Consider the following 13,135-nt stretch of genomic DNA (forward strand, 5'->3'; position numbering starts at 1 on the left):
TGAGTCGCTGTTTTTCAGCTTTTCTTCAAGTTAATCTCGGGTCAAAATTAATTCAATACGGTCCCATTCAACTAGTTTTTCTTCATTAAAACCAGTTTCTTCCGACTTCATACTAGCACTTCGATATACAACAAAAGGTTGTACTGTCTGCCACTCACCATCATAAAACGCGAACTGATTAATCGAGGATTTATCAATAATTTTATAAGTCAATATTAGATTAGTTGGCCCCTCTTCACATGGTTTCCCATTCAATAAACCGACAGCATGCTTCTGTTCAATCAAATTAGGTAAGTTCGATTCATTTACTTCGGAAGCACAACCCTCATATCGCTGTACAAGCAAACGAACTGAACGTGTAATTTTAGTTCCTGAATTTCCTAAAGGCTCAGAAGATACAACGTCTACAGATAATATAAGACCGTGGCCATATTGCCTTATCTCCTCATAAGTTTCTGCCTCTATAGTTGCACCAACAAGCTTAATTTTAGAACTATCGAATTTATCGTCACTGTTTTTCACCGAGCTTTCAAGAGTAACAAAGGACTCTGATATGGTCAGATCTCGGGTAGCCTTTCCTTTTTCTGGTGGCTTAATGTTTATGAATCTGACAGGCTGAGGCTTCAATTCTTTATAAAGTTCATTTGACTTTTCACTTACCCACAACGTGAAATTTTTCTTTGGTGCATAGTCGAATAAAGAAATTTCTCCTGAACCTGGCTGTACTTGCAAGTATTTGCCAAACCATCCACCGTTTACCCCCTCGAGGCTATATGTTCGAGTACCGTATGATAAAGGCAAATCAGCGAATACTTTTTTCAATGGTGCATATTCAAAACTTTCATTTTGAAGTTCATAGCCTGGATGTTCCGCCTTATGAATAACCCCATCAACATTACCAAACGCTGGTAAATAGTTCCTTGAGTCAGCAGCCTCAAATGAAATACTAAACTCCCCTGTTGATTGAATAGACAGTATTCCACCTTCAATCAACGTCACTGGCGATGTATTGGGATAATTCACCTTAAAAGAAATATCACCTTTTAGATTTTCAATCACCGGTGTTATCACGCCATCAGGAGAATACACAGCATCACTATAATCTACTTTTACGGGGTTAGCAGCTTTATCGATAGTGACAGAGAAAGAGGTCTTTGTCGGCTTATATTTATCATCACCTGAATCAGTTACTTCCACGACTGCATGTCCAGCATTGTGAACGGTCATTTCTCCACTAGAAGAGTTGATCGATATAACATCGTTTTCACTTTTATCATCAAGAATCTTATAAGTTAAATCACCCACAACACCACTAATTTTAGGTGAAGAAAGTATAGGATTACCTTCAGAAAAAGTACTGACTAAGTCACCTTTGACGATTAACGAAGAATCAGCAGCATTCACAACAACACTCATTTTTTTAGGCACTGATGCGAGATAATTTTCACTTTCTTCTACAACAGCAGTAAAATTAGCAACACCACTTTTTAATATCTTAAAGCAATGCTTTGAAACATCGTACTCAACGATTTTTCTATCACCATCTGTTGCTGGCAACAAGGTAATCCTGCCCATATTGCCTGTGAAATTTGTGTCCAAACACAAATCTGGCGCATATGTTGTAGTCAAGCTGCTTACAGTAAAATCTGGATGACGAGCTTTAAGTACATTGACGGTCAAAAATGCCGGTGACGATGACTGGTAGTTTTCTCCGCCGTCATCAATAACAGATAGATTTGCTGTTCCTGCACGTAAGATACTCAATTGATTATCATTTAATGAAACAACATTACTATTTCCACTGAAAGATAGCTTACCTAGTTGCCCCTTCATTGATGGAGTAACTTTCATATCTTCTGCGAAGGTATAGGTTACTACACTGTCTTTAATCCCCGGATGAACAGCAGGGTTCACATTTACAGAAAACAGTCGTTCATCAGCAGCAAAATTCTTGTTGATATCATCAACAACTTTAACTTCAGCATGACCCACTTTTAGTATTCGCAATAAACCTGTTTGCTCATCAACTTCAATAGCATCGTTCCCAGTTAGAACCTCATAATGAACAGGTGCGACACTGTTATTTACTGCAGGAGTAAATAGCTTCTCACTATCAAAGAAGATGTTAGCATCGGAAACAGTTAAATTAGGACGTTTACCTACCTCAACTCTCACTTTAAAACTGGCTTCTTCCGTTGCATATCCATACTCACTGCCAAAGTATTGCGTAGCTTTAACAGTGGCATCACCGACTCGTAAGGCCGTCATCAAGCCCGTGTCTTCATTGAGCGTAATAACAGGATTTGATTTATCCTCGTCAGCCAATTCATAGTGGAAGTATCCATCTTCAGAACCACTTATCTTGACTGGATTAAAAGACAAGCCTGTTTGGAAACTGCGTATAATTGAAGAAAAATCAAGCACGTCAGGCTCAATGGCTTCTATGTTTATTTTGGCTGATTTAGTGGTTTCAAAATAATTTCTATTTCCGAGATCCGTAAGCGTAACTTCAACTGTCCCTGGCACGCCTTCAGCAACAATAGTCCCCGACTCTGGGATAAAGCGTACTAACCCTTCTGGCTGAAAATTAACTTCGATTTCACCTTTATTTCCAGAAAAAGGTAAGAATATATCCCCATTAGTAACTGTAGAGATATTGATGTCTGATAGTTCTAGCTCAGTATTCTTGGCTTTATCAACCACAACATTAAATGTTGCACTTGAAGTCTTATACTCTCTGCTACTATCAACAACAGTAACTTCAGTTTCTCCAACCGCAAGTATTGATATCACGCCTGAATTAGGATCAATGGTGATCACATCATTTGGTTCACCAGCAGAGATGCTAAATTCAGTTTCTCCAACTTGATGATGTACCTGCGGGTAGGCAATGCCATTCTCAGAAAAGGTTAGCGAAAGGTCTTGAACGGATAATGCTGTTCGCTCTAGTTTTTCAGGTGGTTTCGGGGCTGAATTTGGTTCACTTGAACCTCCGCCTCCACCACCGCATCCAAATAAGATAAGACTTAATATCAATGCAGAATATTTAGTATTCATGTTTTTCCGCCTGCAAAAAAATATATTTACCACTTATGTGGTAGAATTAATCGAACAATATTTTATTTCGTGCGGATTATACGTTCAGCAAACATTAAGATTCAATAACATTGATTTATTGAAATGTATGACTATGTCATATATTTTATAAATTTAAAAACAGCAACCAAAAATAAGCAAAAAAAATCAAGAACTTAACCACAAGTTAAGTTGGACTTGAAATGAATGAATTAAAATTAACAATCAAATTTTTCATATATGAAAAATAAAATCAAATAATTTGTGAGAAAAACCCTTGATATTATTTAAATATTCAAGGATTTCGAGTTTTTAAAGAGATTAACTTTGAAGTAACTGTACTGTCGTCACAAGCTTATCATTCAAATGCGGATGAATTATGCCACCATTTTCAGGGTCGAAATTCTCGTAAAAACTCGGAACAGATAATGTTGCTTTCACTTCCGCACCGAAGAATGGCATCGATGACTCAGCCGCTGCCAATACGTTCTTGGCACCACCAGGGCCTGGTGAGGTTGATAGCAAAACAACGGGTTTATCTTTATACACTTTAGGCTCGATGCGAGAAACCCAATCAAACAAATTCTTATAGGCCGCTGTGTATGAGCCATTGTGCTCGGCGAATGAAATCAGCAGTGCATCTGCAGATTGAACCTTCTTAAGGAATGCATGGGCGAGTGCGGGTTGTCCCAGTTCATTTTCCTTATCCTGGCTAAAAAGTGGCAACTCGAAATCATTGAGATCCAACACTTCAACGTTGATGCCTTCCAATTGCGAGGCGGCATAGGTGACAAGTTGTTTATTAATGGAGGTGCTGCTATTGCTTGCGGCGAAGGCTATCACTTTCATTTTGTCATCCTTTTCAATAAGTATTATTTTGCTTGCCCGTTAACAGTAGCAATCCAGTTTAGCTAAGTAAACCTAATAGCTTATTTAGCATCCTGCTATATAACCTTATGAAAAAAGGGGAGAACTAGCGTTCTCCCCTCTTGCTTATTCATTCAACCCGGCCATATAGAAGGCTGAAAGTATTCTCTTTTTTAAAGTAATACCGTGCTTAAAGTGACAGAATCACACCTGCGATTGAGGCACTCATCAAGTTCGCCAGTACACCAGCAGCAATCGCACGGAAGCCCATTTTCGAAATAAAGGTGCGACGTTCAGGGGCAAGGCTGCCCAAACCACCAATCAGAATCGCCATGGTTGAAACATTGGCAAAGCCGCACAATGCGAAAGTGACAATCGCCAGTGAGTGCTCGCTCAGCTGATCTTTCACTTCCATCATTTGGATAAAGGCAACGAATTCGTTAACTACTACCTTGCTACCAATCAATGAGCCAGCCACCAAGGCTTCATTCCAAGGCACACCAATCAGGAATGCAATCGGCGCAAACAGGTAACCAAGGATAATTTCAAAGCTCAGCTGAATACCAAACAAGTCACCAGCACTACCCAGCAGACCGTTAAGCAGCGCAATCACACTAATGAAAGCAAGTAGCGTTGCACCTACCGCAACGGCAATACGCACGCCGGACATGGCACCGTCCGCCAAAGCTTCAACCACATTGGTCGCACGTGGCAGCTCAACAGACGTGATTTCATCTTCATCGTTCACCTGCTCGCTTGGTGGTACCATCATTTTAGCCATCAACAAGCCTGCAGGAGCCGACATGAAGGCCGCAGCAATCAGAAAGTTCAATTCCACACCCAGCGAGGCATAGCCAACCAAGGTTCCACCTGCCACTGAAGCTAGGCCGCAAGTCATCACCGCAAAGAATTGCGAGTCACTCATTTTTATCAGGTAAGGCTTAACCACTAGCGGTGCCTCAACCATACCAACAAAGATATTAGCGGTTGCAGATAGTGATTCAGCACGGCCTGTGCCCAGCAGACGCTGCAAGCCACCGCCGATGACGTTGATCACTTTCGGCATCAAGCCAATATGGTAAAGCGCAGAAATAAGCGCCGAGAAGAAAATGATGATGCCCAGTACATTAATGGCAAAAACAAACCCCACGCTGCCAGTTGCCAAGCCACCAAACAAAAAGCTAATTCCCTGCTGCCCATAGTCGATGACACTGGATACACCTGCTGTTACTGCATTTAGGGCATCTTTTCCTGCAGGGACATACAGCACCAGCAAAGCAAAAATGATCTGCAGACCAAATGCCAGTGATACAGTTCTGACAGGGATATTGCGGCGATCTGTTGATAGGAGATACGCAATAACCAGAATGGCGAAAATACCCAGTAAGGAAGACATGAAATAGCACCTTTGCTCTAAATGTTGAGCCGCGCATTCTAGAGAGCAAAGGATTGCGTACAAGGCAGGTTTGCTATTTGTTTGTTACACGTTTAAATCACCCCAAACACCAACGAGCACAAATAATTGATTTTAATGGGGTTTACTTTATGCCATCCTTGATTATTGCCAAATGGAAAAAGTATTTATGCCTTCGCGAACAATTATTTGCTATCAACTGTTGGAATAATCAGCAATTATTAGATCTTTACCCACGGCTTTAACGCTTCGTCCCAATAAGGCGCCTCACCGATATATTGCTTAAAGAAATCGATAACAGCACTTATCTTGCGGGGTAAATGCTTACGGCTTGGATAAACGGCATAAAACGGCATGGTTTGATTTGCTGTCCAATCAGGTAACAGTTGAATCAATTTACCGTCCCGAAACTCGTCAGTTAATAGATAACTGGCAAGATAGGCGACTCCCCACCCTGCTACTGCTGCATCCCTAACGGCTTCGGCCAAATCAACCCGGTAATTGCCATTCACCTTAACACTTAGAAACTCCCCCTCTTTGATAAAGTCCCAACAACTATAATCGCGCTGACGGCTTTGGTAAGTCACGCAATTGTGGTTGGCAAGATCGGACGGATGGTTGGGTGCAGGGTGTTCAATCAGGTATTTTGGGGAAGCAGTAACAATAAAACGTGTCTCTGCCAAACGCTGTGCAACATATCCTTCTGGAATATGTTCAAAGTTGGTGATCCACAAATCCAAACCATCAGCCAACATATCCGCTTTATGGTCAAACAGGCTAAGCTCAACCTGTAAATCAGGATAGAGCTGACGCAGTTTCTCTATCGCAGGGATAATATGCATAGTGCCAAATGACTGGGAGAGCCCCAAACGAATCACACCGGTTACGTCATCACGCTTCTGTGCCATGGTGTCGTTGGCTTCGTTAACGGCATCAACAATTTGATTGGCGTACTGAGCAAAATGGAGGCCCGCTTCTGTCAACGTTAAGCTACGTGTAGTTCGCTGGATCAATTTGACATTCAAATCACTTTCCAACATCCCTAACTGCTTACTAACATGGGAAGTCGATACCCCCAGAGTACGTGCTGCTGCGGTAAAGCTCCCCGCCTCTACTAAGGTATGAAAAATCACCATCTGGCTGGCTCGGTCATGGATCATGGTTTGCCCTCTCTACACACCATCCATGGCTCACATTCCAATACAAGGAATAAAAAGCTCGCCAGTTTACTCTTACAGCGCTAAATGTCACGTCCGGGAGTTATGCGATTCAACCCATACCGATAACTTATTAATCTGTTTTTTAAACACCAGTTACAAGCATAGGATTAAATGCCTATTTGTCATATAGTTAAAAAAGTTAATAGTTCAGGTCATAACAATGGCAATTCAAGAGAATGCGTATTTCGACGCAATCATAGTAGGCAGTGGACCAGCCGGTGCAACAGTCGCTAAATCGCTAAGTGAACAGGGCAAGAAAATCCTTGTGCTGGAATGGGGAGATAACTCTCCATTAACCGGCTCTTTCTGGCAAATGGCGAACATCGCAGCGATTCCCAGCAAAGGGGCATTCATCGGCAAAGATCTGTCCTTGCTTATTCGTGGCATTACTGCCGGCGGTAGTTCGGCGATCAACTATGCTACGGCCATGTTGCCTCCGTTTGATATGTTCGACCGCTATGGCATTGATTTACGCGATGAAGCAAAGGAAATGCAGCAGGTTGTTCCCTACTCCTCCCTGCCTGATACCCTCATTGGGCCCAGAGCAAAACGTATCAGGCAAGGAGCAGATAAAGCAGGGATAAAATGGCAGAAGCTCGACAAGCTTATCGATATTGAGCAATGCCAAGCGAACTGTCCTTTGTGTGGCTACGGCTGTCCGCATAATGCCAAGTGGACTGCCCGTAACTTCTTGGATGACGCAGTATCAATGAGTGCTCAGCTCATTACCAAAGCAAAAGTCACCAAAGTACTGACTGAACATCACCATCAGCTCGGCCAACATGCGGTTGGTGTTGAGTACCAACATAATGGTGGTGTGCATCTGGCATTATCAGAGCAAATCATTTTAGCTGCTGGTGGGATTGGCTCACCACAAATCTTGCAACAAAGTGGGATTAAAGAAGCCGGCCAGCAATTTTTTATTGATCCGGTTGTGGCGGTTATGGGCACTGTCGCTGAAAAGTTTGAATCCGGTGAGGTGCCTATGGCTGCAGGTTTGCACCTGCCAGATGAAGGTATTGTCCTGTCAGATCTTGCTCTGCCCAAGCCATTTTTCCACTTATTTACCGCCCAAGTCGGTCGGTTTGATCGTATGTTCTCTGCTGACAATACCCTTACTATCATGGTAAAAGCCAAAGATAGCCTGACAGGGAAAATTTCTGCTAACTGGGCCAATAAAACACTTTGTGATGAAGATAAACAACGATTAAACCAAGGTGCAGAAATCGCAGAGTCGATTCTCGAAGCCGCAGGGGCAACCCATATATACCGTACCCATCACTTTGCTGCACACCAAGGGGGAAGTGCAGCCATCGGCGATATAGTTGATAGCAACCTAGAAACTGACATCAAAGGGCTTTATGTCTGTGATGCCTCGGTTATCCCCGAAGCATGGGGTTTACCACCTACGTTTACCCTACTCTGCTTGGCAAAAAGATTGTCCAATCATCTAACCAGTCAGTAAAACAGAAAAGCTTTCGGCATGAGAGCAATAGCCACCGTTTGTGACTAATATTATTTTCATGCCAAAGCTTATTCGATTTACGCCACTTCTCATTGCTTTCAGTGCATCTGCTTCGTATGAACGGTCAGTAGTGCAATTTAGCAATGAAGATATCTCTTCTTGGAAAGTAAAGCACTTCCAAGGGCGCACCCATTACTCTCAAGTACGACTTGATGATCAGCGGGTACTCAAAGCCGCTAGCAACAATAGCGCCACTATCATCACCAAACCTATACGTATCGATCTCGAAGAGACCCCCTATCTAAATTGGTCATGGCGGGTGGAGAGTCAATTAACAGGGCTCAATGAAACCACAAAAGGCGGTGACGACTACGCCGCTCGAATTTATCTTGCCATCGGCTCTAACTGGCTTTCCTCCACCAGCAAAGCCATCAACTATGTGTGGTCCAGTAACCAACCGCGCTTTTCTCGTTGGAGCAACGCTTATGCAGGGGAAAGAGTGCAGATGATAGCGATACGGGGCACCACTGACAGCATTTCGACATGGCAAAATGAAAAACGCAATGTCTACCAGGATTTCATCAATACATTTGGGGATAAAGGCAGCGAACAAGCCAATCGAGAAGCCTATCGGTATCTCAATGGCATTGCCATCATGACGGATACCGATAACAGCGGCCAAGTCGTTACCGCTTATTATGGTGATATCTTCTTTTCAACCAAGTAGCAAAGAGACAAGTAACAAAGAAAAAAGTGTAATGGCAAACAAGCAGACGTTCGTTGCCATCACACTCCCCCAATCTGAGGTAAATAGACGAGATTTTATTAAAACATCATCAAAGGTCACACAATCCGCATATTATCAGTACCAAGTACGGAACACCATACCATATAGTAGATAAATTCATTATTAAGGTATTTCGCGAGCATCAGGCCCTGCATAAGACCAAAGCAGGTTACGCGGAATCGGGCCTTTATTTCTGCCGCCCTGCCCTGTTTGCTCCCACGCATGGGCTAATATCCCCACCGAGCGGGACAGGCAAAACAGCCCCCTAGCAAGCGGCGCAGGAAAACCGAGCTCGGCATAAATCACTGCCGTAGCCCCGTCGATATTCATCGGAATACGTTTGCCTTTTTGCTGAAACAGATAGTTTTCTACCCCCATTGCAATCTCTGCAAACTGTCCAGAGACAGTGCCGCTATCTGCTGCTTGCTTCACGAGCGCCATCAAAGCGGGAGCTCGGGGGTCTACGGGATGGAAACGATGGCCAAAACCAGGAATGAATTTACCGTGTAGCTCTTTGTGCGCCGTCACCTCTAACTCTATCGCTGCCTCCAGCAATTCACCTCGCTCGCAGCGAGCGGCTATGGCTTGATATAACGCGACAGCTTGCTCGCCCGCTCCACCATGTACATCACCCAACACATTTACCGCCGAGGCCATGGCATTATTGAGGCCAACGCCACAGGTTGATGCCATTCTGGCAATCGCAATACTTGGGGCCTGAGGGCCGTGATCAACCGCCGACATCAGGGTGGCATCGAGTAGTTTGGCTTGTGAAGGCGAAGGCAGCTCCCCCCTTACCATCAACCAAATCATCTGGGCAAAGCTGACATTGCCGATTAGCTCTTCAATGGGATAACCATAATAGCGAATTACACCCGGTGACATATCGATGATATCGGTCTTCCACCAGTCACTCACATCGCGGCCTATTCCTTGCTCGGGTCTTTCGATACTCATATTGCCCCCTGTCCTTTTAACTGTTCGATGTCTTCCTTGCTCAACCCCAGATTCGTCAACCACTGTTCGGTATGCTCGCCTAACCGAGGAGGCGGCAATGTCACCGCAGGGCGCTCACCATCGAGTTTGAAGCCGGTCCGAACATAGCGGACATCTTGGTTTACCCCAGGCGAATCGACAAAACACCCTGTGAAGTCACGGCCTTGCACTTGAGGTAAATCCAGTGCCTGTGGAACGCTCAGCACCCTTCCAGCAGGTACACCAATATGGTTAAGCTCAGATTCCCACTCTTTTGCCGTTTTAACCGCAAAAGCCGCTTCGATGTGACCGGTGAGTAATTCACGATTTTCCAGCCTCGCCTGCCGCTCGGCAAAGCGAGGATCAGCTATCAAGTCCTCCCGCCCAATGAGCAGGCATAAAGCTTCAAACTGCTCTTGTTTGTTGGCAGCAATGTTCAGCAAGCCCTCACCGGTTCTGAAGGTTCCCGACGGGCTGGCTGTGACATTGTTATTGCCAAGCGGCTGGGGCGATTTATCAGCGACCAAGTAGTTGGAAACCGCCCACCCCATTGTGGTCAATGTTGACTCCAGCATGGATACATCGATGAATGAACCTTCGCCCGCTTTCTCCCTGCCAGCTAATGCTGCACAGATGGCGAATGCGGCGGTCATCCCCCCTATGGTATCGGCAATCGGATACCCCACCCGATAAGGGGCATTTTCCGGCGCTCCGGTAATGCTCATCACCCCGGACATGCCCTGGATAATCTGATCGTATGCGGGTAAATGGCGCATAGGGCCATCAGCGCCATAGCCAGAAATCGCACAATAAATGATATTGGGATTAACCGCTTTTAACTCTTCATAGCCCAAGCCAAGTCTGTCCATCACACCCGGACGGAAGTTTTCAATCACCACATCTGCAGTTTCAACCAACTGTTTAAAAAGGGATTTACCTTCATCGGTTTTCAAGTTCAGCGTGACCGATTGTTTGCCTACATTCTGGGCGAGAAATGAAATGCCCATTCCTGCTTTGTTCAATGTGGGAGAAGCGCCCAACTGGCGGGCTAAGTCGCCACTTTTCGGCACTTCGACCTTAATAACTTCGGCTCCCAAGTGGGCCAGCTGATGGCCACAGAATGGCCCTGCCAGCACATTGGTCAGATCCAGCACTCGGTATTGGTTTAGTGGTGTCAGCATCCTTCGACTCCATCGTAGTAATTGTTATTTATTCTGTAGTGTGTTTATTGCTGTTCAGGCGCAGCAGCAGCTTCATCCATTTGAGCGCGCTTTGCTTTTCGTGCATCTAACACGTTGCTGACCACAGGCATCATCAAAGCAAGTACGGCACAAATCATGATGGACAACGTCAGTGGACGCTCCCACAAGAAGGCATAACTACCATCAGATAAGGTCAGTGAGCGGCTCAGGTTCTTCTCGAGTATTTCGCCGAGAATAAAGCCCAGCAGCATAGGTGCCATCGGGAAGTTAAGCAGCTTCAAGAAAGTGGCGATGATCGTGATGATCACCATCATGTGAATGTCGAAGGTGTTAAAGCTCACCAGGTAAACACCCGTGATAGAGAAGAACAAGATCAATGGGATCAGGATTGGCCTTGGGATCACCAACAAGCGTGAGATATATGGGATCAACGGTAGATTCAGAATAAGCAGAACCAAGTTACCGAAGTACATCGAGATAATGACAGACCAGAACACATCCGGGTTATCAACAAACAAACGCGGGCCTGGCTGAATACCATAGGCAATCAATGCGCCCAGCATAATCGCCGTCGTACCTGAGCCCGGAATACCCAATGTAAGAAGTGGCACGAAAGAGCCTGTTGAAGCGGCATTATTAGCTGACTCTGGCGCAGCCAAACCACGCAGTGCTCCTTTGCCGAATTTGGCTTTTTCTTCTTTGCTGGCAAGATTTCGCTCCATGCCGTAGCTCAAGAATGAGGCAATGGTTGCCCCTGCGCCAGGAAGAACCCCGACTAAGAAACCAAATACAGAAGAACGGCCAACGGTCGGCGCGACATGTTTTACTTCCTCTTTGTTCAGTTTCATGCTGCCCAAAGAGTCCATATCCATCTGTGGCTCTTTCTCCTTATGCTCGCCACGCAATACCGTCATGATCACTTCGGTCAGGGCAAACGTCGCCATTGCCAGCAGCAAGAAGCTGATACCGTCAATGAGGTTAACGTTATCAAAAGTAAAACGTGGGATCCCCGACATCACATCATTACCCACAGTGGCAATCATCAAGCCGAATACTGTCATCATCAGCGCTTTGATAACCTGCCCTTTCCCTGAGAAGGCAGCAACAGCCGTCAGGCCTAAGATCATTAAGGCAAAATAGTCAGACGACTGGAAGCTGAGTGACACCTTGGCAAGTGCAGGTGCGGCAAACAACAGGATAATCGCGCCAATGGTACCGCCAGTAAAAGATGAGTAAGCCGCCAGTGCCAGCGCTTTACCCGCCTGCTTGCGCTGCGCCATTGGATAGCCATCAAACGCGGTAACCACGGTACTGGCACAGCCCGGCGCATTAATCAAAATCGATGATGTCGAGCCACCAAAAATCGCACCGTAGTAAACACCTGCCATCAAGATAATACCCGATGACGGATCCAGCCCGTACGTAATAGGGATCATCAAGGCAATGGCAGAAATCGGCCCTAATCCCGGAAGCATTCCGATGAAGGTACCGGCAAAGCAGCCGACCACCACCATCATTAAATTAAATGGCATAAATGCCGTTGTCAGTCCTGACATCATTCCATCAAACATGGAAGTCTCTCCCTTTTAGATAAATGCCCAAAAGCGGCCTGGGGCTAAGTAAATATCGAGCAACTGAGTCAGGACGTACCAAAAACCAGTAGCAAACGGCACTGATGCCAAAAACAGGATTTTCGGACGACGCTCACCCAGTAACCAATATCCACCAGCTAGAAAGAAAACCGTGGAAATAAGGAAACCCACCCATTCCAGAGCAATGGCAAACAGCACCATCAAAACCAATAACTTGCTGATAATTTTGAAATCCAGCCCAGCTAAAGACAGCATGTCAGAGGCTTTTACTTGGTTTTTTCGATGAGCGGCAACTAACTGCAACAGCGATAGTGAGATGCCCAGCATAGCCAGCATGGTCGGCATCGATTTAGCGTGGAAGGGTTCGTACTCGTCCCCAGGAAACAATGGTATTTGATTGGCGTAATAACCGTAGGCAACTGAGAAGCACAAGAAGATCAGCCCGCCGATATGATCTTTGGTAAGCGTCATGGGTGTATCCCCTGATTGATATTATTCGAAATCTTTCGCTTTAGAAGTGGGCAGAGCAGGAATCTTG

The 13,135-nt window shown here is 45.1% G+C and carries 10 protein-coding genes; 2 read left to right on the plus strand and 8 right to left on the minus strand.

What is annotated here, in order from left to right:
- Positions 1 to 30 precede the first annotated feature (30 nt).
- The 4 genes from ACXAD4_RS19450 to ACXAD4_RS19465 all read right to left on the minus strand — a co-directional run bounded on the left by ACXAD4_RS19450 (position 31) and on the right by ACXAD4_RS19465 (position 6,516).
- Positions 31 to 3,057, minus strand: coding sequence for a cadherin repeat domain-containing protein (locus ACXAD4_RS19450; RefSeq protein WP_475243509.1), 3,027 nt, complete (start codon positions 3,055 to 3,057; stop codon positions 31 to 33).
- Positions 3,058 to 3,396: 339 nt separating this feature from the next.
- Entirely contained in the window at positions 3,397 to 3,924 is a 528-nt protein-coding gene (locus tag ACXAD4_RS19455; protein WP_475243511.1) for an NADPH-dependent FMN reductase, read from the minus strand.
- 208 nt (positions 3,925 to 4,132) lie between these two features.
- Positions 4,133 to 5,338 carry a NupC/NupG family nucleoside CNT transporter gene (locus tag ACXAD4_RS19460; RefSeq protein WP_475243513.1) on the minus strand — a complete coding sequence of 402 codons (1,206 nt, stop codon included), beginning with the start codon at positions 5,336 to 5,338 and terminating at the stop codon, positions 4,133 to 4,135.
- 239 nt (positions 5,339 to 5,577) lie between these two features.
- The gene (locus ACXAD4_RS19465) at positions 5,578 to 6,516 is read right to left on the minus strand and encodes a LysR family transcriptional regulator (RefSeq protein WP_475243515.1); all 939 of its coding nucleotides are present in this window, start codon (positions 6,514 to 6,516) and stop codon (positions 5,578 to 5,580) included.
- A gap of 220 nt (positions 6,517 to 6,736) precedes the next feature.
- Here ACXAD4_RS19465 and ACXAD4_RS19470 point away from each other — a divergent pair, with 220 nt between their 5' ends.
- Together ACXAD4_RS19470 and ACXAD4_RS19475 are read left to right on the plus strand one after the other, a co-directional pair.
- Complete coding sequence (locus tag ACXAD4_RS19470) at positions 6,737 to 8,041, plus strand: GMC family oxidoreductase N-terminal domain-containing protein (RefSeq protein ID WP_475243517.1); 1,305 nt, start codon at positions 6,737 to 6,739, stop codon at positions 8,039 to 8,041.
- 40 nt (positions 8,042 to 8,081) lie between these two features.
- Positions 8,082 to 8,768 carry a DUF3047 domain-containing protein gene (locus ACXAD4_RS19475; RefSeq protein ID WP_475243519.1) on the plus strand — a complete coding sequence of 229 codons (687 nt, stop codon included), beginning with the start codon at positions 8,082 to 8,084 and terminating at the stop codon, positions 8,766 to 8,768.
- 183 nt (positions 8,769 to 8,951) lie between these two features.
- Here ACXAD4_RS19475 and ACXAD4_RS19480 read toward each other — a convergent pair whose 3' ends face one another.
- Genes ACXAD4_RS19480 through ACXAD4_RS19495 form a run of 4 tightly spaced genes read right to left on the minus strand, consistent with a single transcriptional unit; the run spans position 8,952 to position 13,068 of the window.
- Positions 8,952 to 9,785 (minus strand): citryl-CoA lyase, encoded by an 834-nt coding sequence (locus tag ACXAD4_RS19480; protein ID WP_475243521.1) that lies wholly within the window; start codon positions 9,783 to 9,785, stop codon positions 8,952 to 8,954.
- Entirely contained in the window at positions 9,782 to 10,984 is a 1,203-nt protein-coding gene (locus ACXAD4_RS19485) for a CaiB/BaiF CoA transferase family protein (protein WP_475243523.1), read from the minus strand. Before ACXAD4_RS19485 ends, ACXAD4_RS19480 begins: the two co-directional genes overlap by 4 nt.
- 44 nt (positions 10,985 to 11,028) lie before the next feature.
- The gene (locus ACXAD4_RS19490) at positions 11,029 to 12,576 is read right to left on the minus strand and encodes a tripartite tricarboxylate transporter permease (RefSeq protein ID WP_475243525.1); all 1,548 of its coding nucleotides are present in this window, start codon (positions 12,574 to 12,576) and stop codon (positions 11,029 to 11,031) included.
- A 15-nt stretch (positions 12,577 to 12,591) separates the two neighbouring features.
- A complete protein-coding gene (locus ACXAD4_RS19495; protein WP_475243527.1) occupies positions 12,592 to 13,068 on the minus strand; it encodes a tripartite tricarboxylate transporter TctB family protein in 477 nt (158 codons plus the stop codon).
- Between the last annotated feature and the right edge of the window lie 67 nt (positions 13,069 to 13,135).

Source organism: Photobacterium sp. AWH4_225 (assembly GCF_056158405.1).

Bases quoted from the DNA above. Each gene is read 5' to 3' on its own strand.
- ACXAD4_RS19450 (WP_475243509.1), bottom strand. From the start codon at position 3,057: ATGAATACTAAATATTCTGCATTGATATTAAGTCTTATCTTATTTGGA.
- ACXAD4_RS19455 (WP_475243511.1), bottom strand. From the start codon at position 3,924: ATGAAAGTGATAGCCTTCGCCGCAAGCAATAGCAGCACCTCCATTAAT.
- ACXAD4_RS19460 (WP_475243513.1), bottom strand. From the start codon at position 5,338: ATGTCTTCCTTACTGGGTATTTTCGCCATTCTGGTTATTGCGTATCTC.
- ACXAD4_RS19465 (WP_475243515.1), bottom strand. From the start codon at position 6,516: ATGATCCATGACCGAGCCAGCCAGATGGTGATTTTTCATACCTTAGTA.
- ACXAD4_RS19470 (WP_475243517.1), top strand. From the start codon at position 6,737: ATGGCAATTCAAGAGAATGCGTATTTCGACGCAATCATAGTAGGCAGT.
- ACXAD4_RS19480 (WP_475243521.1), bottom strand. From the start codon at position 9,785: ATGAGTATCGAAAGACCCGAGCAAGGAATAGGCCGCGATGTGAGTGAC.
- ACXAD4_RS19485 (WP_475243523.1), bottom strand. From the start codon at position 10,984: ATGCTGACACCACTAAACCAATACCGAGTGCTGGATCTGACCAATGTG.
- ACXAD4_RS19490 (WP_475243525.1), bottom strand. From the start codon at position 12,576: ATGTTTGATGGAATGATGTCAGGACTGACAACGGCATTTATGCCATTT.
- ACXAD4_RS19495 (WP_475243527.1), bottom strand. From the start codon at position 13,068: ATGACGCTTACCAAAGATCATATCGGCGGGCTGATCTTCTTGTGCTTC.